The following is a 22,609-nucleotide window of genomic DNA, read 5'->3' on the forward strand; positions in this document are numbered from 1 at the left end:
AAGTCCATTAGATGATATTATGAATATATTAAAGTCTGTTATAAACTTAATTTGTTGAAAGCTTTATGGAAAAATATAATGCAAGCCCGCTTTCTTGAATGGATAAAAAATCAGCTAGATGTGAACTCAACGACACCTTTGTACCGTCAGCTACAGCATGCGATTGAGTCCGCTATTGAACATAAAATCGTCGATGCTGGGGATTATCTTCCTGCGGAGCGTTACCTTGCCCAACAGTTAAAGCTCTCTCGAGTGACAATCAGTAAAACAATGCAGGCTCTGGAAAAGAAAGGAACGGTGATCCGCCAACAAGGAGTGGGAACACAAGTCGCCAAATATTTAGGCTATTCACTATCCCATGAAAGTGGCTTTACTTCTCAAGTCATTAAAGCGGGAGGAACGGTGACCACTCAGTGGTTACTTCGCACCTTAACTGAGGCTACCGCGGATATTGCCGCTAAATTAGGTTTACCTGTTAATAGTCCAATAGCACAATTGAGGCGTATCCGCATCGCAAATGGGCAGCCTGTCTCTTTTGAAAATAACTATATTCCAGCTCAATACCTCCCTGAACCGGAAAAACTCACCGACTCCCTTTATGCATTATGGGGTAGCCAAGGCATTAACTTTAGCCGTGTCCAGCATAAAGTCAAAGCTATCAGCTGTAATGAAGAGTACGCCAATTGGTTAAACACGACGGTAGGGGCACCTCTCTTACTCGTGAGACAAACTAGCTCTATTCAAGCTGGCAGAATTATTGAGTACAGTGAAATTATCTGTCGTGGCGATATTTACGAACTCGAGTTTAATTCCCCCTAGTACCTTATTAATCTGAATGGCGTGATCTTAGGCACGAACGTGGCGCATATTTTAGCTAACTTCACCTTTTACATTTATTCTATGAAGAGTGATTTTTTATTATTAAATGGAATGAGGTAAATCATGCAAGTTTCTGCTCGAAATCAATTAGTCGGTACAGTTAGCGCAATAAAAGAAGGGGCGGTTAACAATGAGGTTGTTTTGTCATTGGGAAATGGTGAAGAGCTAACAACTGTCATTACATGCGAAAGCTGCAAAGCATTAGGTTTAGCTGTCGGCAAAGAAGCCGTTGCCATTATTAAAGCCCCGTGGGTGGTACTCGCAAAACCGGATTGCGGTTTACTATTTTCAGCACGTAATCAATTTAACGGTAAAGTCAGTAATATTATTGAAGGGGCTGTGAACAGTACAGTTCACCTAGTGACAAATAAAGGTGTTGAACTCACCGCGATCATTACCAATGAAAGTCTGCAAGACATGGCATTAACGAAAGGTGTCGATATCACTGCATTGGTCAAAGCATCAAGCGTAATCCTTGCAACACGCCGCTAATCCACAGTACAGAGAATATATCGCGGAGTAAAACTCCGCGATATATTGATTAACCTTATTCTTCCGCTTTTTTATTAGCAACTTGTAATGTTTGATAGATATAGTGGTGATAACTTTCTAATAATTGTTTGTCTTCACAATCATCCAACTTACCATCACACAAATGGCGCATTTTAATATTCGCTTCATAGAATGGCGAAATCTTTAGATTTGCACGTTCTAATAAGATACCGCCAAGGAAGGCGATATCGGTTAGCTTACCTGTTTGGATGCTATTACCTGATTTTAAATTATCACGTAACGTAAATTGGGTGATAAACGCAGGGTTAGCATAATCAGATTGATATTGATTCAAGCTAATACCCGGTTGATGATCACCAAAATACAAAAACATGAGTGGCCTTTCTCGTTTCGCCATAAAGTCAACAAAATCGCGGATCGCATTATCTGAAGCAACAATTTTCTCCATATAATGGCTAAATTCGCCCGCTGAATCTGCATTTTTCACTTTACCTTTTAAGCCATAATCATCACTGTGACTATCTTTATAAGGACCGTGTTCATACATCGTTAGCGAAAAAATAAATACCGGTTTATCCGTTTCTTTCGCTAAAATTTCCTTGGCGTATTTCAGCATATCCTCAGTGCTGATCGTCCATAAGTTATCTTGTAATTTTCCAGGATAACCTAACTCTTGAGGTTGAATAATTCTATCTACACCCAGCGTCTGGTATGCATGGCCAGAATGGTAAGCTCCACGGTTAAAAGGTGTTAAAACAACCGTATAATAACCATTCGCTTTCATCTCTTTAAATAAACTATTGTTGAGATGGTCGACAATAAAATAGAAAACACCACTTTTCTGTGAACCGAAATCATCACTGTTTAGCCCTGTTAGTGCCGCAAACTCAGATAGCCAAGTCCCCCCACCAAACGTTTGTACACGCATATGACTATGTGCGATCAATTCGTTATCTTGTTGGAACATAAATAGATTTGGCAACTGTGTTCCATCAGGTAATCGATAGATGTTTGGATTGACTGTCGATTCTTGTAACAATAATAAAATGTCTGGTTTTTCTGTGGTTGCAGAAACAGGCAATGTGACAGAAGCTGCTCTTTGTAAAAAATAATCGGATGAACCTTTCACTTGTGGCGAGTGATAGCTCGAATTTTTTGCCGACATAACTAAATTGGTTACTGTGCCCTTCCCCTTAGGCAAGGTTTCAGTCCATTGCGTGTAATAGTGAGACGCTGCAAAACTGGCCCCAAAATATCCACCAATGCCGAGAACAATCGCCAATAAACGCCACACAAATGATCGTTTAGGCGATAATAAACGCCAGCTCAGTACTGCATTCACCACGAATAAGATCAATAAGCCAATCAACGCAACACCAGCCAACCAATAATGAGCCAATGTTCCGATATTTGAGGTGTCTGTCATGACACTGATATCGGAATAAAATAACTGTTCTTTATAATAATGGACTTTGAGTTGGTTAAGGAATTTAATAATAATAAATAGCGTACTCGTGACAACCGCCGAAAATAGCCATCTTGCAGAAAGAAAATAGAGTCCCCCAAAGATCACGGCGTAAACACTGATCGAAATCAATGCTGGGTAAATCACACCACTTTTTTCAAAAACAAGGAAAAGGGAGGCAATTAAAATCAGTGTGAGATAAATGGCAGAAAATACGCTTTTTTTCATCGAGCTTACCACAAAATATGTGAGTACCGACGGCCTTCAATAGGCAGAGACCGCCACGAATTGACTGGCTATTCTAACTAATTTAGACGATAAATCTATTCGGCAAAAATGCCTTTATCACGTAAAAAATGTCCATCACCTTTACGCCGCGTAAAGCCACTTTTATCAAAAAATTCGAGTATCTGAATCGCTAACTTACGACCAATCCCTAATTCACTCCGAAAATCAGCAGCGCAAATTTCTTCTTTTTCAAGACAATATCGTAAGATTAACTCAGCAAATTGTTTGATTTCATCACTACTATAATAGCGATCACGTACAATTGCCGTCACGAATCCCATCTGTGCTGCTTTTTTCATCACACCTCGTATCAGGTTTTCATCCTGGTTAAGCTCTGCTGCAATATCGCGAACCCACCATGCATCTATACGAGGAAATAACGGAACTATTTGTTGCCAAATGCGTTGTTGTTCTGCATCGAATACCAGACCATGTTGCGGCATATGCAGCCAACCACGCGTTTGCTTAATACGTTCATCAACAATCAGCTCATTAATTAATTTAAAAACTAATGATTCACTCATTGTTGGTAATGCCATCCGCTTTAATCTCGCTTTACTGACACCGATTTGGTCACTGTGAACCTCATGGAAATCTTCTAACGTTTGCACTAATCGCTCTTTCGCGACTTGAGCCTTAAAAGCGGATAGCACTAAATCACCGACACGAACTAATTCCACCTGGGTTAACAACGGCTCCAGTGCGCTAGGTGTTAACTGACGAGACCACCCATAGCTCTTTAAATTTAATTCACCATTCGGCAGCTGTAATTTCAAATGGGTGAGTTCATCGTTCGCCGAACAAAGACGTTGTAGCCAGTCAATAAATTCAGGTAGTCTTTTCCCTCTGCGTGGAGAAGTTAATCGGATCACTCTTGCAGCAGCCAAGGTTTCACGGGCGCTAATATCGCGCACAATGAGACGATCATTATCTGCTAACCACAAAGGCGTATCGAGGATAAGTTCCGCCAGCAAAGGCGTTGTTGCGAATTCGGTCAATAAGGATACTCGCCCCGTGATATGGCTGGCACCATGATACAAATGCACAGGCTGCCAATGTTTAATCACTGAATCACATTTTAATTCAACAATCACTCGGGTTGCCGCTGCAAATGGCTTTTCAGAGAGTAACCAATCACCACGGGTGATCTCTGCTTTATCGACGTCACCAGTAAGATTTAATGCAACACGATCCCCCGCTTGCGCGAATTCTGCGGGTTGGTTTTGCCTATGAATTCCTCTGACACGAACGGAGGTGTCCACTCCCGTCAGCCATAAACTCTCACCTAGCTGAACTTGCCCTGCCAAAGCGGTACCGGTGACCACTATCCCCGCACCTTTGACATGAAATACACGGTCAATAGCTAATCGAAAACGTTGTTGGGGGTTTTGATGATCGGTTGCTTCTTGATGTAATTGTTGCAGATATGCTTGTAACTCAGCAATACCACAACCATTATTAGCTGAAGTCACAAATAGAACGGGGTCAGACCAACCTTGTTGATGAAGTTCATCCTGTACTTGTTGAATAACTTGAGTGATACGCTTTTCATCAACTCTGTCTGCTTTGGTTAAAATAGCCGTTATTTTCTGGCAGCCCGCTAAGCGCAAAATGGCTAAGTGTTCTCGTGTTTGCGCCATAACACCATCATCACACGCCACCACCAACAGAGCATGTTGAATACCCCCAACGCCTGCCAGCATATTACCTAAAAATTTTTCATGCCCAGGAACATCAATAAAGCCAATTGAGCTGCCATCTTGTTGAGGCCAATACGCATAACCAAGATCGATGGTCATGCCGCGCTTTTTCTCTTCGGGTAAATGGGCGGTATTCACCCCAGTAATCGCTTGAATTAATGAAGTTTTACCATGGTCAACATGGCCAGCGGTAGCAAAAATCATGAAAGCAGTACCTGCAATAATGCATGTTCATCATCTAAACAACGGAGATCCAGCCATAATTTACCCTCTTTCAATCGGCCTATCACAGGCTGGGCAGAGTGACGCCAACGTGCCATAAGTAAGGCCAATGTATTTCCTCGCCCATCAAATGGCGTAAATGTCACAGCATAGCTTGGCAACCTATCAACCGGTAAAGACCCACTACCGATTTGGGATAAACAAGGTTCGATTTCAACCACAAATTTATCACCATAAAAAGCCTGCAAGGGAACAATCAAACGCTGCGCACGCGCTTTAATTTCATCGGCACTACGGGTTAACCAACGTAATGTCGGTAGCTCAGTAACCAGTTTTTCTGGCGTGCAATACAGTTTTAATGTCGCTTCTAATGCCGCTAATGTCATTTTATCGGCACGTAATGCACGTTTAAGCGGATGCTTTTGAATGGCTTCAATCCATTTTTTCTTGCCGAGAATGATCCCTGCTTGCGGCCCTCCCAGCAGTTTGTCACCCGAAATCGACACCAAATCAATCCCTTGCGAAAGATACGTTTGTGGCATTGGCTCAGCAGGTAAACCATACGCTGTCATATCTATCATTGATCCACTGCCCAAATCAATTGCTGTCGGCAATTGATACTGCTTACCTAACTCAGCCAGCTCGGCACCTTCAACTTCTGCGGTGAAACCTTCAATGCTGTAGTTACTGGTATGCACCTTCATCAATAATGCAGTGTGTTCATTGATAGCATTAACATAATCACGTAAATGAGTTCGATTGGTTGTTCCGACTTCCACGAGTTGGCAACCTGCTTGTGCCATCACATCAGGCACTCGAAAAGCCCCGCCAATCTCAACGAGCTCGCCGCGCGAAACAATCACTTGTTTACCTTGCGCGACAGTCGCTAATAACAATAAAACAGCTGCCGCATTATTATTAACAATGCAGGCATCTTCTGCGCCAGTTAATTGACAAAATAAGTCAGCCAAAGCGCGGTCACGATGCCCTCGCGTGGCACCATCAAGAGAGTACTCCAACGTTACAGGTGAACTCATCACCTTATTCACCGCCTCAACGGCGGATTGCGCCATTACCGCGCGACCTAAATTCGTGTGTAGTACCGTGCCCGTTAAGTTAAAAACGGGTTTTATCGCACTTTCCTGTAACCTGTTATGACGTTTAGTCAGCTCTGTCACCCAGTCAGCGTGCCATGCAGGCAATTGCTCATATTGCTGGATAAACTCACGGGCTTGCTGCTGCATATCTCGTAACTGCTCAGTCACCCAATGATGCCCTGATTCAATGACGAGGGTTTGTACCTCGTCGAGTTGCAGTAACTTATCAATAGCAGGAAGCTGGCGGTATAGCGCGGCAGTGGAGTCTGACATCATGGTTACTCTCTTTTAGTGACTATTTTTCGCCGGGAAACAAGAATGGATTAAGGCTACTACGAGCAAAGCCTTCTTCTTCCATACGTGCATCGAGAATAATAGACGCTAAATCATCAGCAACAGCTTCAACTTTTGCGTCTTTTTCTTGATAAAGAATTTTGAGGTAGCTGCCACAATCACCACAACTTTCTGCTTTAACGGCCGCGTTTTCATCATCAAGAGACCAATAGTTCAGCTTACCTGTTTGTTCACAATTACTGCATTTCACTCTAACCATATGCCAATCGGTTTCACATAAATTACAGTGTAAATAACGTAAGCCTTGTGTTGTCCCAATTTGGACAATACTTGATACTGGCATGCTATTACAAACCGGACATAAATGACGATGATCGCCATGTTCCGCACGAGCTTTACCCGGAATTTGCGCTGCCATTTGAGCCCAATAAACAGAGAGTGCCGCCCAAATAAACATTGATTTATCCGCCGGTACTTTTTCGAACTGTTCATTCAGCAATGCGGAGGCCATCTCTTCAAGCTCATTGGCCGAGGCTTTATCGAGATTTTCCAGTGCAGGACGCACAGACTCAGGCACTACAGGTAATAATTCCGCAATAATCGAATGCAGAAGCTTGTGCCAATGTGCTGTACGCGGAAATGTTTTCACATCAAGAGGCGAATTATGACTCGCTGTCGCTCGCTCTAATACCGCATTCATATCCATTTCTAATGGATTATCATGCTGTGCATTATTCTGTGCAGTGGCCACTTCAGCGGCAAAATTAAGATAACCTGCAAAAGGATGTTCTCCAGCGCCGAGTTCTTTTAATCTTTCAGCACGACGCTGATATAGACTCTTCAAATTCGGAAATAGGACAGGAGGAATAAAACCAATACCTTTTTCTTTCAGTCTTTCTTGCCCTAATTCTTCTTTAGGGACGATACGAATACCCATCGCATTGCTCTCTTTTAAATTTTTTAAACGACTTATCCGAGGGAATGCTAGCCATATCCTCGGATTTATTGTTCGTATTTTATGCTTATTCAGCGAAAATTGCTGTTATCTACTGCTCAGGATAAAACAAAAGTCGCTAGGTAGCTACCTTGTTGCCTTGGTATCAGCAAGTTTCCTTTTAAGGAGCTAAGTAAAAGTCCACCTAATAAAGCGACCTCATCACTTAACCTTGTACCTTTAGCGGTTTATGCTCTGAGAAATAGCCTCTATTCGCTCTCTTCTTTGAAGTTAATCACTTTACGCTAACGAAATTTTTTGACCTGCCAAAGTGATGAAATGATCTTCGATTAAGTGTTATTCAATCGCAATGATGGGAAATGAGCGCAGCGCAACAGTATGACCCAACGTAGAGTGGGCGCATGATGATTGCCTTTAAGATAATGTTGGTGTTTCCCCATGAGATACTATCGGAAACCGTGATCAATGAGGCCATGAAAATGAATGAATAGCACATTCGCTTATTATCGAGACGTTATTTAGCGGCGAAAGCGCCATGCTATGACATGGATAGTAAGATGAGAAAGTACAATGGTCATCAAACAATAATATTTGCTTTAATCACAGGCGAGTTAACTCGCCTGTGATTCTTTATTTCAAGTAAAGTGAGTTGACTCAATATCACTACAATAGACTCAATACCTTCCGGATATTCTACTTAGTTAGAGTCGATAGACTGTCCACTATTTTCTCTTGAGAAATGCCGCCCCAGGGTAAAAATCAAACATAATGGGATTAGGGTAATTAATAATGCGTACTCTCTCGCATAGTCAGCTAACATGGCCATCATAAAAGCCCCACCCGCAAAGCCAAATAAAGTTAAAAAGTAGCAATAACTTTTATAAAGCGCCTCTTTTCTTTCTGGTCCTTTAAACGCAACGGATTCTGCCAATGAACTAAACCCGAGTTGAACATTCAGTGTCACGGCAATATTACCGTATAGCATGCCATTAATTTTATGGAATGCATTACCTTGCATACCCGCAATAAAGGACAGCGCCCAAACGGCATGGAAACCACTCGCGGCAACATTAAAAAAGTAAATATAAGCGATAAGCAGCAGTAACAACATGATTTCTAATGATAATAGGGTAAATGTCCATGTTTTCTCATTGGTGTTGTATTTATAACGTAATAGCGCCAGTAGCATGGCACCAGCACCAAATGAAAAAATCGCAATAATGTAGGGAACGGTTGCCATCATGCCGTGTTTAGCAAATTCATAGCCTAACATGATGATGTTACCCGACTGAAAAGTGGCAAATGATTTAGTCGTAAAAAAAGCATAGCCATCAAGCATGCCCGAGGTTATTGCCAATAAAAAGGCAATGGTTGGCAATTGCATAAAAGGAATTTTCGATGTTGATGTTGTCATTATGATTAAACCTATCAAGTATGGTTATTTTGTGTGATTACAGTGCATCAGGATTTCCTGATAATACTTTTTTAGATTGGCTTAGTCGGCTGATCACCGAGGTAATATAAACAGTAAATATTGGAAATACCGTCATGCCTGTCGCCGCTAATAGTGTAGTCACCACTTTTCCTGCGGTTGTGACGGGAATAATATTGGAACCAAGTGTTGTTACTGTCATCGCAGCCCACCAAATCGCATCACCATAATTTTTAACGTCTGCATTATTGCCTCGCTCAAAAATAAAGAAAATTAGGCTAATAAAATACACCGTTGAAAAAAGTAGGATGATGTAAGAAACAAATAAGGCAGTGGTATTTCGTTTTACGACCATCATCATAAGCATGACAAAAGCGGCACCACCTCGAAAAAGAGGAATAAAACGAATTAGGTAAATTTGTTCTTCCGTAAATTGAATCGACGTATAATCTAAGATGGTTAAATACGGGATAGAGAGAAAAATAATAATAAAATACTTAGCAATAAATTTTTTTCTCTCTTTCGAAAGAAATAAAAAGATAAAAAAGTCGAGAGTAAAATAGATGCAAATCCAGAACTGGATATCAAAATAAATCGAGTGCGCTAAGAAAGGATCATGTCTGAAGGTTTCAAGTGAAATACTCGCAATTAAAAATAACGAAGCGACGACCCCAAAAAAATGTAATGTTTTGATCAGGGTTTGCTTTGTATAAAAAGTTTGAGCGGCTGTTATATTCATTTTTATCTTTGTCATCAAATAGGTAGGCAATCCGCTGGATGCCTACCTAACCACATGAATAAATTGAGATTAATTAAGATACAAGAGGGGGAAACCAAATCGCTTGTTGCCCACTAATAAGACGCTCTTGGTTAATCCAAGTATAGGGTGCTGGTACCTGTGCTTGTAATCTAACATCTGCTGCACCGCGTTCTGCGGTCAGTGTTGGTGTTAACACGACGGGTTCAGGTCCATAGATTGCTGCTGACGTGAAATCTCTTTCACTTCGTCCTCCGCACACTACCCATAGCTGATTTAACGTTGCGATAGCATACGGAATAAAGTCGGCTCGACCTGTTGGCGGATTGTCAACAGAATAAAGATGGCTGTCGATCTCAACACGTAAATCACTTGGCAGGCCGGCAGGAGCTGCAATAATATCTGCTCGTAAAGTACTATATAGCCCACCTAGCTCGGGCACTTCTAATTCGTGCGCAGCGGCGAGCGCGATACGTCCAATCGGTGTTGTGGTCACGCTGACAGAGTGACCCGCGCTTGCCCAACCTTTATCACGCTCATTGAGATGAGTGACACGATATCTTGCTAAGATATCTCCCGCAGGGCCAGCTAATACGACCGTATGATATAATTTTTCAACATCAATTTCAGGATAGCTTCCAACGACATAGCCTTTCCCTTCAGAAGCGATCTGACCTAATGCTTGCTCAAAAGCGCCACCTTGTTTCTCTGCATGGGTTAGTAGGACATTCGGATCATTGGTATAAGGTAATGCAGACAACTCAGGCAGTACTAATAACGCATTTTCCTCCACTTTGACCGACGATAAATCAGACACGGATTTCTCCCATTGTGCTGCAATCAACGTTGCTTGCGTTTTTGTAGTCGTTGCATTTGCATCTGTTGGGCTACGATGAAAAGCTAATGTTGGGAAATATAATTCAGGGCGACGTTTTGCTAATAATGCATTGCGCTGTTTATCTGCTTCATCAAGGTCAATCGTTGCGCTGTATATTCCATTAAGGCCTGGCTCTAATTCAAGTGGGCTTAGAACCGGAGATTGCGCCACTTTATGCCCTGAAGGTGCCCATACACTCGACCCTCCATTGTAATAAAGCTGACCATGTGTGATAGGGTTAGTTTCAATGCCACTACGGGTGGCACAAATCACCCACATGCCATTAAACGCACTCATATGCTGAACATGCGCCACGGTTGAGTGGTCTCCAAGCATTTCAGCTGGTGTAGCATTAGGCATCATACGATCTGATACTGAATGCCACCCTAAAATTTGCGCACCTTCTAAGGCTGCTAAACGCACATATTGCCAATAGGTATCATCATAACAAATCAACAAAGCAATACGACCAATCGGAGTATCAAAGGTATTCACGCCTGTATTTCCGGGGGCGAACACTTTTTGATCCTGTGAATTTAGGCCTATTTTTCGATACTTACCAATAATGCCTTCTGGCCCCATTAATACTGCCGAGTTATAGGCGATCCCTGTATCCGTATCACGTTCCGCAATACCAACACTCATATACATACCTGTACGCGCCAATACAGGCAAGATTGCCTCTGTCGTTTTACCCGGAATCGTATCTAAATAAGGCGCTAACTCTGCTGAGTCTGAAAATAAATAGCCACTCACCGCTGTTTCTGGGAATACCGCATAATCAACGCCTTGTGCAGCAACCTTTTCTGCGGCTTCCACTAGGCGGCGAATATTGCCCTCTAGGTCGCCCCAAGCCGGAACAAAATCAACAGCAGCCACTTTACTGCTTTTCTTGACGGTTAAATTATTCATATTATTAATCCTTATTTAATAACAAAAGTTATTGTCAAAAATAAAATAGTGTCGTCTCGCTATAAGCCGCGATAACAAATAATGAGTATTTAAATAATTGGCGAATAAAACCGCCTCACCCTAATGGGTGAGGTAAAAAACCTTTAATTTGAGCTATTAACCTTTTTCAGTTAATAATGGATTTTCTTATTTTGAGCATTTTGAATGCCATTATTTCATTACCGCCCAATTAACCTATTTATAATTAATTGGGCTGAATACGTTAAATAACGTTTTTAGTTTTCATTAACGCTATTTGTTGGTCGCTATAACCTAACTCTTTTAAGATTTCATTATTATGCTCACCTAAAAGTGGGGCGCTTTTAATCTCTGGCGTAAAAGCTGAAAACTTCATTGGGCAACCAACCGTTAAATAGTGACCTCTTAATGGCTGTTTGACTTCAACAATAGAACCACTAGCGCGCAAAGCGGGGTCATACATAATCTCTTTCATGCTCAATACCGCAGAGCAAGGCACACCAAACTGATCAAAATAATCCGTCAGCTCATGTTTATCTTTGTCTTTAGCGACCTCTTCAATCGCATCCCAAACGTCTTGAATATGGCTCATTCTCGCTTCTGTCGTCGCAAAAGCAGGATCCGTTTTCCATTCCGGCTTACCAATTGCATCGCACGTATTTTCCCAGTTATGATCCTGATTAATAAAATAGATATAAGCATTTGGATCAGTATCACTGCCTTTGCATTTCAGCATCGTACCGGGCTGACCACCACCACTTGCGTTGCCGCCTCGTGGAACTGCATCACCAAATGACCCATTCGGGTATTGTGGATACTCTTCTAAAAAGCCAAGCTTTTCCAAGCGCTGTTGATCACGCACTTTGACACGGCATAAATTGAGTACCGCATCTTGCATCGACATGGTTACGCGCTGCCCTTTCCCCGTTTTTTCACGTTGTAGTAATGCCGCTAATAAACCAATTAAGAGATGCATCCCTGTGTTACTATCACCTAACGCTGCGGAACTAACGACTGGAGGCCCATCAGGAAAACCTGTCGTGGATGCAGATCCCCCCGCCGCTTGCGCAACATTTTCATAGGCTTTCACATCCGCATATGGCGAATTTTCATTAAAACCTTTGATTGAACCAAAAATCAAACGTGGATTGAGCTGCTGAATGACTTCCCAGGTAAACCCCATATGGTCAATAGCGCCGGGATGGAAATTTTCAACCAAAATATCGGCTTGGCGGATCAGCTTCTCCATCACTTCTTTGCCTTCTGGCGTCTTCGTGTTTAATTCTAGTGAGCGTTTATTACTATTGAGCATAGTGAAATAGAGTGCATCAATATCAGGGATATCCCTGAGCTGATGACGGGTAACATCTCCGATACCCGGTCGCTCAATTTTAATAACGTCCGCCCCAAACCATGCCAACATTTGAGTACATGATGGGCCAGACTGTACGCCAGTAAAATCGAGAACACGAATGCCTTCAAGTGGAAGTGGAAAAGCCATAATCACTCCTTTATGTCATAACAGAGGTGAGACCGCCAGCGGCGACCTCACCTCCATTTATTTATGCAACTAAACGTGCGATGTAAATCCACAACGGTGCGGCGATGATAAAACCAAGCACACTCACGGCCAGAGAGGCGGTTCCTGTACGAGTGTACAAGTTAAAGCGACTCGCAATAATAATACCTGAGAATGCCGGAGGTAATGCTCCCGCTAATACCATCATTTGTAACTGCTCTGAACTCATATTAAAGGTCATACCCACCAGTAATAATAGGCCTGGCATTAAGACTAATTTAAGTAAGGTGTTGTAGATAATCTCACCGTCAAACTCGAACTTATTCGCAGCCAGAGTCAGGCCCGCAGCAAAGACCGCCACTCCCGAGTTAGCTTTGGCAATCAAATCAAAAGTGGGATCCCACATATCTGGGATTTTAATGCCAATTAATACCAAAACGGTTGCTAAGACTGGTGACCAAACAACCGGCTCCTTGAACGCCGAAATCAAGGCATCCATTCCACCGCCACCTTTTTTGCCATCTGCATTAGAAGGATTCAGTAAGAACAACCCAATTGGGATAGTAATAGCATTAACAATAATCGAGATAATGGCGACCACTAAACCTGTAGAGACGGTTTGGCCATAAATAGGGTCCAGTACGGCGAAACCCAAGAAACCGATAGTAGGAGAACCGGCGATCAGTGCGCACACCGCGGCTTCACCACGACTATGTTTAAAAATGTATTTACAGCTAAAGAAAGAGAAGAAAAAACAGACCAACAGGACGACAAAAGAAATAATGGTTAGCTTAGTATCAGCAAAAATCATTTCGCGGTTTGCACGTACAATCGAGACAAATAACGCGGCTGGTAACGCATAGTTTAATACCAGTTTATTAAATGCTTTGGCTTGATCGTTGGTAAATACGTTACGTTTACCGCTCGCGTATCCCAAAATCATAATGATAATTATGGGTAATAGATCACTCATAAATATCTTAAACATAAAATCGGCCATCAGACTCACCTTTTTTTGGCAAAAAGCAGCCCTGTGCCATTTAATATATAAATGGCACAGATGTAATGCTTACTTTTATTTAATTAAGTAATAACTAGTTTTTCACCACAGATTTCGGGTTTAAGTTTCCAATATGGCCACTTTCAGTTCCCACCGCTGGGTCAATAACTACATTAATTAATGTTGGCTTACCGGACTCAAGACCTGCTTTTAACGCTTGTTGAATCTCATCCGGTGTCGTTGCGTTATAACCGATGCCACCGAAAGCCTCGATCATCTTGTCATAACGAGCACCTGCCATTAATACAGTAGGGCAAGGATCTGCATCACCATGCAAGTTCACGCCGTCCCCACGGTAAATGCCCCCATTGTTAAAAATCAAAATGGTGACAGGGAGTTTGTAGCGGCAGATAGTTTCAATTTCCATGCCACTGAAACCGAAAGCACTATCGCCTTCAATGGCAACAACAGGTTTTCCGCTCGTCACGGCGGCGCCTACCGCATACCCCATACCAATGCCCATAACTCCCCAAGTACCACAGTCTAAACGCTGACGAGGTTTGTACATATCGATGATGTTACGTGCGTTATCGAGCGTATTAGCGCCTTCATTCACCACATAGACATCTTTATGATCAACTAATACATCGCGAATGGCGCGTAACGCGTTGAAATAATTCATCGGTGAAGTATCAGTGTTTAACTTAACCGCCATTTTCTCACTATTGGCTTTTTTGATATCATCAATACCCGCCATCCAATCACTTGGGGATTTCACAGGCGTTGAGGCCAACCCAGCCAGTAATAACTCAATACTCGAATAGATATCACCCACCACAGGTGCCGTAATACGGCGATTACTATCAATTTCAGACGGTTCAATATCCAGCTGAATGAACTGTGTATCCGGAGACCAATGTTTACCTTTTCCATGGTCTAACAACCAGTTCAAGCGAGCTCCCATCAATACGATAACATCGGCGTTAGATAAGGCATGCGAGCGTGCTGCTGCCGCTGATTGAGGGTGATCATCCGGTAATAACCCTTTCGCCATTGACATCGGTAAATAAGGAATACCTGTTGTTTCAATGAATTTACGAATATTTTCGTCTGCTTGTGCGTAAGCTGCACCTTTACCCAAAATAATTAACGGTCGTTTAGCTGACGCCAGCAATTTAAGGGCTTTATCAACAGACTCAGGGGCTGGTAGTTGGCGAGGAGCAGGATCTTCAACAGTAAAAATGGTTTTATCTGCTTCATCTTTATCCATCACAGCAGCCAGTACTTCTGTGGTTAAATCCAGATAAACGCCTCCCGGACGACCTGAAACAGCAGCACGGATTGCACGTGCTAGCGCGATCCCCAAGTCTTCAGGCTTATTGACACGATAAGCAGCTTTAACAAAGGGTTTCGCTGTATTCATTTGATCCAGTTCTTCATAGTCGCCCTGTTGTAGGTCGATAATCGCTCTATCACTGGAACCACTGATTTGAATCATGGGAAAACCATTCGTCGTCGCATTGGCGAGAGCCACCATACCATTTAGGAATCCTGGTGCAGATACGGTTAAACAAATACCTGGTTTTTGCGTTAAAAAACCGCTGATTGCCGCAGCATTACCCGCAGATTGTTCGTGACGAAAACCGATGTAACGAATACCTTCGGCTTGAGCGTGACGAGCCATATCTGTCACAGGAATACCAACAACACCATAAATGGTATCAATGCCATTTTTTTTCAGAGCATCGACGATAATATGCATACCATCGGTTAAGTTTTGGGTTTGTTCAGTCGACATGTCCACCTCATAAAATACAGAAAAGTGCGTAGGGAACTTTCAGCAACGTTCCCTAATTTAAGATTAAATAGCTTTGTTAGTCCGCATTGACGCAATTTGTTCCGCGCTATAACCCAATTCAGTTAACACTTCCTCGGTATGCTCGCCTAACAGTGGTGCACTTTTAATTTCAGGGGTGAAAGAGGAGAACTTCATAGGGCAACCAACGGTTAAGTAAGTACCGCGTTTTGGTTGCTCAACTTCAACAATACTGCCGCTATCACGCAGTGATTGATCACGTGCTATCTCACGCATGCTAAGTACTGGTGCACATGGCACACCGTATTGACTAAGATATTCAACCGCTTCATGCTTGTCTTTATCCGCTAAGAATTTCTCAATCTCAGCAAAGATATCAAAAATATGCGGCTGACGAGCTTGCGGTGTGCTGTAAGCGGGGTCTTTTGCCCACTCAGGTTTACCAATAGCAATACAGGTTTGCTCCCAATCCTGCTCTTGAATTGTGAAGTAAATATACGCATTTGGGTCAGTTTCCCAACCTTTACATTTTAAAATCCAACCGGGTTGGCCACCGCCCCCCGCATTACCTCCACGAGGTACCGCATCACCAAACTTACCGTTCGGATATTGAGGATACTCTTCGAGGTAACCCACTTTTTCTAAACGCTGTTGGTCACGCAACTTAACACGACACAGGTTCAATACTGCATCTTGCATCGACATCGTCACTCGTTGCCCTTTGCCTGTTTTTTCACGGTGCAACAATGCGGCGAGTAAGCCGATTAATAAGTGCATGCCCGTATTACTGTCACCTAATGCCGCCGCACTCACTAACGGTGGGCCATCCCAAAAACCTGTCGTTGAAGCCGCACCACCCGCAGCTTGTGCAACGTTTTCATAGGCTTTTACATCTGCATAAGGTGAATTTTCATTAAAACCTTTGATTGAACCAAAAATTAAACGAGGGTTAAGTTCTTGAATATGTTCCCAAGTAAAACCCATATGGTCGATAGCACCTGGATGGAAATTCTCAACCAAAACATCGGCCTGCTTAATCAGGCGTTCCATCACTTCTTTACCTTCTGGTGTTTTGGTATTTAATTCAACTGAACGTTTATTACTGTTTAGCATGGTGAAATACAGCGCATCGACATCAGGAATATCTCTCAACTGATTACGCGTTACATCCCCCACACCAGGGCGTTCAATTTTAATTACATCAGCACCGAACCACGCTAACATTTGAGTACAAGATGGCCCAGACTGTACACCTGTAAAATCGAGTACTTTGATACCTTGTAAAGGAAGATCCATGAATTACCTCATTATTTAGCTGTCGTAAATGGAATTAAATGATTTATTTAGCTGTGGTGAATGTCATTTCAAAAAACAATGATTATATTTAGATGAATTCTTATTAAGAAATAATGATTTACACCGTTATAATAAATATTTCATCTAATGTCTAGGCAATCAAAATAATATCGGCCAATGGTTTTATTATTCTATCTTGTTAATAATAAACAGTTATTAATCTCTTAATTTTGCAATAACTGAATGAATTGCTATTTATAAATACTAAAATGTACAGTATTGATTATTATAATACGTCATTAATCACTCCTATTATGATTATCTTATTTGGTATTATTAATTTGAGCATCTTAATTAAGCTAACCATAAAGGATAAACAAAAGAGATAAAAGTGTTATAAATCAATGATGGAAATAAAAACACAACTTTATTATCAAAATAAAATCAACAATCAGAGTACTATTATTGAATGCGCTTTAATTATTATTTATTTGATATAACCCTTATTATGATTAATCCAGATCATCATAATATGAAGGGTATTAATAATATTTTTCGTTTTGTACGCTTATTGTTTTTATTTTTCTTAAATTATAAATTTATTTATATTACGATAATAATGAAATAAATTATTACATTATTTATATTACTGAATAGCTTTAGTTATATTATACGTCTAATATGAATATATTGACTGCTTGTGAAGCCAATTTATTCAATACATTGAATATTGTTTTTATCAAAAAAAACCCACAAACAATAAACGTTTGTGGGTTTTTGATCAGAACAACAATAGAAGCTTAGTTTTTCTCTTGTTGCTGCTGTTTCTCTTTTTCGACAATTTCACGATACCAACGTGGGTGATGCTTCTTCGCCCAACCACGTGTTACCCAACCTTCAACCATTGCACGTACTGAGCCTTTGACCCAGATAGCAGCATAAGCATGCACCACAATCATAATGATCAAGGCAATCGCTGAAATGGAGTGCACGATAATGGCTGCACGATAAATTGGGATTGAGAAAAAGTCTGCGAAGTAAGGACGCCACATGATCACACCGCTTACCGCTAGCAGCAGTAAACAGATAGTCACCACCCAATATACCCCTTTTTGACCAAGGTTATATTGACCAACGTCCCCAGCCTCTTCATTCTTCAATACCTTACCGATATTTTTCGCCCACTTAATATCTTCTTTATTGATAAAGTTATGGTGAAAATAGCGGAAGAACATAAAGACGAACAATAAGAACATCGCTGTACCGACAAAAGGATGCAGGATCCTAGCCAGCTGTGGCGTGCCTAGAATGTTCATGAACCAGTTCAGGGATGGGAAGAAAAATCCCAATCCACTGATAGCCGTGAACAAAAAGCAAATCACAACCGCCCAGTGATTGATCCTCTCAATCGGTTTATGGCGAATAATCTTTTCATTATCCTGCGGCATCATTTGTGATCCTCCCCTTCAACTGATTTTGAAGTCTCAGAAGATGTTGAGTCCTGAATGTCCTTCAGTGCCTCTTCCTCTTCTTTCTTGGAGACGCGGTTCGGACCAATACCCACATAGTGGAAGATGGCCGCCGCAAACGTTGCAGCAAAACCAACCGCTGCTAACGGCTTCCAGATACCTTTCCAGAAAGTGACTGTTGGGCTAATTGTCGGATTGTCCGGCAGACCATGATATAGCTGAGGCTTATCTGCATGATGTAATACATACATTACGTGGGTACCACCAACACCTTCCGGATCATACAGACCCGCGTTGTTGTAACCACGTGTTTTCAGTTCAGCAACACGGTCTGACGCCAATGCGGTCATGTCCTCTTTGCTACCAAAATGGATAGCACCGGTTGGACAGGTTTTCACGCAGGCAGGTTCTTGCCCAACTTCCACACGGTCGACACATAGCGTACATTTATATGCACGGTTATCTTCCTGATTAATACGTGGAATATTGAACGGACAGCCTGCAATACAGTAGCCACAACCAATACAATGTTCTGATTGGAAATCGACAATACCGTTTTTATACTGAACAATCGCGCCTTCTGATGGACAAGCCTTTAAACAGCCTGGATCATAGCAGTGCATACAGCCATCTTTACGAATCAGCCATTCAAACTTGCCATTCTCTTCCACTTCAGAAAAGCGCATCACGGTCCATGACTTAGCGGTTAAATCGGTTGGGTTATCATATACCCCAACGTTTGTACCGATTTTGTCACGGATATCGTTCCACTCTGAACAGGCTACCTGACAAGCTTTACAGCCAATACAGGTAGTCACGTCAATCAGCTTCGCCACTTCTTCCTTAAAGTCCCTCACTTGCGCTGGGGGCGTCAGGGAATTGGTGGCGGAGCGACGAATAATGTCTTGTGATTGCATTGACATAATTTATCTCCTTACACCTTTTCCACATTGACAAGGAATGATTTAAATTCCGGCGTTTGCGTATTGGCATCACCCACATATGGCGTCAGTGTATTTGCAATGAAGCCTTTCACCGCTAAACCTTCAAAGCCCCAGTGGATAGGAATACCTATGGTATCCACATCTTTGCCGTTGACTTTCAACGTATGAATACGTTTTGTGACAACCGCTTTCGCTTTAATATAGCCGCGTTTAGAGCTGACTTTCACCATATCGCCTTGTTTAATCCCTTTTTCTTTCGCCAAGCGATCACCAATTTCAATGAATTGCTGTGGCTGAATAATGGCATTCAACAACGCATGTTTTGTCCAATAGTGGAAATGCTCAGTTAAGCGATAGGTTGTTCCAACATAAGGGAATTCCGTCGCTTTACCCATTTGCGCCCAGTCGTCTTTAAATACACGAGCAGCAGGGTTAGACACCACATTAGGGTGTAATGGGTTGGTATCGAGCGGTGTTTCAATCGGTTCATAATGCTCTGGGAATGGACCTTCCGCCATTTTATCCAGTGCAAACAAACGTCCCATACCTTCTGGTTGCATAATGAATGGGTGTACACCACTGCCCGGAGGCGCATTACTGTAGTCCGGTACGTCCATACCTATCCACTTGCTGCCATCCCATTCTAGAATTTGACGGCGTGGATCCCATGGTTTGCCCATTGGGTCAGCAGATGCACGGTTATAAATAACACGGCGGTTTAACGGCCATGCCCATGCCCAGCCAAGAGTATTACCCAGACCTGTTGGGTCAGAGTTATCACGACGCGCCATCTGGTTACCTTTCGGTGTCCAGCTACCCGTAAAGATCCAGCAACCACTCGATGTAGTCCCATCATCACGTAATTGGGCGAACGAACTTAACAGCTCACCTTTCTTCACAATGATGTTGCCATCAGCATCTTTTAGATCGACCAGTGCATAACCATTACTTTCTTGTGCCACTTCTTCCGGAGTTGGATTATCACGGTCAAAGTAGTTCCAAGTCATGTTTAATACTGGCTCTGGTGACTCACCACCTTCGGTTTCATAGAGCTGGCGTATACGGTGATAAATACCTGACAGAATTTCACCATCACTGATGGCTTCACCTGGGGCATCTGCACCTTTCCAGTGCCATTGCAACCAACGAGCAGAGTTTACAATCGAACCATTCTCTTCAGCAAAACAGCAAGATGGCAGACGGAAAACCGTTGTTTGAATAGTCGATGGGTCGACATCATTCATTTCGCCATGATTTTGCCAGAAGTTTGACGTTTCTGTATTTAATGGGTCAATCGTGACTAAGAATTTCAACTTAGATAGCGATTTGATGATTTTGTTTTTGTTCGGGAATGAGGCTAATGGGTTAAAGCCTTGGCAAATATAACCATTGACTTCACCTTTATCCATCATTTCGAAATAACGTAACACATCATAGCCTTGGTCCCATTTAGGTAACCAATCAAAGCCCCAGCTATTCTCTTTTTGCGCTTTATCACCGTAGAAAGTCTTCATCATACTGACAAAGAATTTCGGGTAATTGCCCCAATAGTTCACCTGACCAGGTTGGGTCATTTTAGGGGTATTCGCTTCTAAATAGCTCTCTAGCGTGGTTTGTTTTTCTGACGGTAAAGTCAGATAACCCGGTAAGCTTTGAGATAACAAGCCTAAGTCAGTCAGACCTTGGATATTCGAGTGACCACGCAGCGCGTTAACCCCACCGCCTAGCATACCCATATTACCCAACAGTAACTGGATCATCGCCATGGTACGAATGTTTTGTGCACCGATGGTATGTTGCGTCCAGCCAAGTGCATACAGGAAAGAGGCCGTTTTATCTTTTGCACTCGTCTCTGCAATGTACTCACAGACTTTCAAGAAGTCTTCAATCGGCGTACCGCAGATGTTATTCACCACTTCAGGTGTATAACGGCTAACGTGATCTTTCAGCAGATTCAAGACACAACGAGGGTGAGTTAACGTAGGATCGCGTCGTGCGAAACCATTCTCATCCATCTCGTAGTTCCACGTCGTTTTATCATACTGACGTTTTTCTGCATCATAGCCTGTGAATAAACCATCATCAAAACCGTAGTCTTCACGAATGATAAGGCTAGCGTTGGTATAAGCTTCAACGTATTCCTGCTGAATTTTTTTGTTATCCAGTAGGTATTTAATCACACCTGACAAAAATGCAATGTCAGTACCAGAACGGATAGGCGTATAGAAATCCGCCACAGCCGCTGTACGGGTAAAGCGTGGATCAATAACAATGAGTTTAGCTTTATTATGGATTTTGGCTTCCATCGCCCAGCGAAAACCGACTGGATGAGCTTCTGCCGCATTACCGCCCATAACAACAACAAGGTTTGCGTTTTTAATATCAACCCAGTGGTTGGTCATCGCACCGCGACCAAATGTTGGAGCAAGACTTGCTACCGTTGGTCCGTGTCAGACACGCGCTTGGTTATCCACGGCAAGCATGCCGAGGGCGCGACTAAATTTTTGGGTGACAAAACCTGTTTCGTTACTAGCGGCTGAAGCACAGAGCATACCTGTTGTCAGCCAACGGTTAACCGTTACACCATCTTTATTCTGCTTGATGAAATTGGCATCACGGTCTTCTTTCATCAACTTGGCAATACGATCAAAAGCGTCGTTCCAAGTGATGCGTTTCCACTCATTGGTTCCGGGTTCGCGTACTTCAGGATATTTGAGTCGACTTTCACTGTGGATAAAGTCGATAAGTCCTGCACCTTTCGGGCAGAGTGCGCCGCGGTTAACCGGATGATCCGGGTCACCTTCAATATGAAAAATGCTTTCTTTGGCATTTTTCGCTCCATCGCCTAAGCTATACATCAATAGCCCACAACCGACAGAACAGTACGTGCAGGTATTTCGGGTTTCTTTCGCACGCAGTAATTTATACTGACGTGTCGACGCTAACGCAGTTGAGGGTGCAAAACCCAACGCTGCTGCCGTCGTACCCGCCATACCGCCAGCGCAGATCTTAAAGAACTGCCTTCTGCTGACTTGCATGGGGATCTCCTCATTTACATTGCTCTTGTTTACCTAAGAAATGTTTTAAATCGCGATATTCAGGTAAACTGTTCTTATTCAACGTCTTCCGTATCGTATTCAGGTTCATTGCCTGAGA

The 22,609-nt window shown here is 42.5% G+C and carries 16 protein-coding genes; 2 read left to right on the top strand and 14 right to left on the bottom strand.

Annotated elements, in window-relative coordinates; translation table 11 throughout:
- The first annotated feature begins 78 nt into the window (after positions 1-78).
- Together ACWPW6_RS18415 and ACWPW6_RS18420 are read left to right on the top strand one after the other, a co-directional pair.
- Complete coding sequence (locus ACWPW6_RS18415; RefSeq protein ID WP_154624756.1) at positions 79-819, top strand: GntR family transcriptional regulator; 741 nt, start codon at positions 79-81, stop codon at positions 817-819.
- 123 nt (positions 820-942) lie between these two features.
- The gene (locus ACWPW6_RS18420; RefSeq protein WP_154624755.1) at positions 943-1,371 is read left to right on the top strand and encodes a TOBE domain-containing protein; all 429 of its coding nucleotides are present in this window, start codon (positions 943-945) and stop codon (positions 1,369-1,371) included.
- A 55-nt stretch (positions 1,372-1,426) separates the two neighbouring features.
- Here ACWPW6_RS18420 and ACWPW6_RS18425 read toward each other — a convergent pair whose 3' ends face one another.
- The 14 genes from ACWPW6_RS18425 to fdnG all read right to left on the bottom strand — a co-directional run bounded on the left by ACWPW6_RS18425 (position 1,427) and on the right by fdnG (position 22,491).
- Positions 1,427-3,085, bottom strand: coding sequence for an LTA synthase family protein (locus ACWPW6_RS18425; RefSeq protein WP_154624754.1), 1,659 nt, complete (start codon positions 3,083-3,085; stop codon positions 1,427-1,429).
- A gap of 95 nt (positions 3,086-3,180) precedes the next feature.
- The gene (gene selB, locus ACWPW6_RS18430) at positions 3,181-5,049 is read right to left on the bottom strand and encodes a selenocysteine-specific translation elongation factor (protein WP_154624753.1); all 1,869 of its coding nucleotides are present in this window, start codon (positions 5,047-5,049) and stop codon (positions 3,181-3,183) included.
- A complete protein-coding gene (selA, locus tag ACWPW6_RS18435; RefSeq protein ID WP_249999543.1) occupies positions 5,046-6,437 on the bottom strand; it encodes an L-seryl-tRNA(Sec) selenium transferase in 1,392 nt (463 codons plus the stop codon). Before selA ends, selB begins: the two co-directional genes overlap by 4 nt.
- Positions 6,438-6,459: 22 nt before the next feature.
- On the bottom strand, positions 6,460-7,395 hold the full coding sequence (gene fdhE / locus ACWPW6_RS18440) for a formate dehydrogenase accessory protein FdhE (RefSeq protein WP_154624752.1): 936 nt from the start codon (positions 7,393-7,395) through the stop codon (positions 6,460-6,462).
- Between the two features lie 715 nt (positions 7,396-8,110).
- Positions 8,111-8,827, bottom strand: coding sequence for a YoaK family protein (locus ACWPW6_RS18445; protein WP_154624751.1), 717 nt, complete (start codon positions 8,825-8,827; stop codon positions 8,111-8,113).
- Positions 8,828-8,864: 37 nt separating this feature from the next.
- A complete protein-coding gene (locus tag ACWPW6_RS18450) occupies positions 8,865-9,584 on the bottom strand; it encodes a potassium channel family protein (RefSeq protein ID WP_154635715.1) in 720 nt (239 codons plus the stop codon).
- 73 nt (positions 9,585-9,657) lie between these two features.
- Positions 9,658-11,391 (bottom strand): nitrilase-related carbon-nitrogen hydrolase, encoded by a 1,734-nt coding sequence (locus ACWPW6_RS18455; RefSeq protein ID WP_249999545.1) that lies wholly within the window; start codon positions 11,389-11,391, stop codon positions 9,658-9,660.
- 262 nt (positions 11,392-11,653) lie between these two features.
- Positions 11,654-12,910 (bottom strand): formyl-CoA transferase, encoded by a 1,257-nt coding sequence (gene frc, locus ACWPW6_RS18460; RefSeq protein ID WP_163863432.1) that lies wholly within the window; start codon positions 12,908-12,910, stop codon positions 11,654-11,656.
- Between the two features lie 61 nt (positions 12,911-12,971).
- Positions 12,972-13,916, bottom strand: coding sequence for a transporter YfdV (gene yfdV / locus ACWPW6_RS18465; protein ID WP_154622151.1), 945 nt, complete (start codon positions 13,914-13,916; stop codon positions 12,972-12,974).
- 106 nt (positions 13,917-14,022) lie between these two features.
- Positions 14,023-15,726 carry an oxalyl-CoA decarboxylase gene (gene oxc / locus ACWPW6_RS18470; RefSeq protein WP_154622149.1) on the bottom strand — a complete coding sequence of 568 codons (1,704 nt, stop codon included), beginning with the start codon at positions 15,724-15,726 and terminating at the stop codon, positions 14,023-14,025.
- Between the two features lie 63 nt (positions 15,727-15,789).
- Positions 15,790-17,040 (bottom strand): formyl-CoA transferase, encoded by a 1,251-nt coding sequence (gene frc / locus ACWPW6_RS18475; protein ID WP_154622150.1) that lies wholly within the window; start codon positions 17,038-17,040, stop codon positions 15,790-15,792.
- Between the two features lie 800 nt (positions 17,041-17,840).
- Positions 17,841-18,491: a formate dehydrogenase cytochrome b556 subunit gene (gene fdoI, locus ACWPW6_RS18480; protein ID WP_154624780.1), complete on the bottom strand. Its 651-nt coding sequence runs from the start codon at positions 18,489-18,491 to the stop codon at positions 17,841-17,843.
- Positions 18,488-19,432, bottom strand: coding sequence for a formate dehydrogenase subunit beta (gene fdxH / locus ACWPW6_RS18485; protein WP_154624781.1), 945 nt, complete (start codon positions 19,430-19,432; stop codon positions 18,488-18,490). The genes fdoI and fdxH overlap by 4 nt, the downstream gene beginning before the upstream one ends.
- Before the next feature lie 11 nt (positions 19,433-19,443).
- Positions 19,444-22,491 (bottom strand): formate dehydrogenase-N subunit alpha, encoded by a 3,048-nt coding sequence (gene fdnG, locus ACWPW6_RS18490; protein ID WP_154624782.1) that lies wholly within the window; start codon positions 22,489-22,491, stop codon positions 19,444-19,446.
- Between the last annotated feature and the right edge of the window lie 118 nt (positions 22,492-22,609).

This window comes from Providencia sp. Marseille-Q8014, from assembly GCF_965112055.1.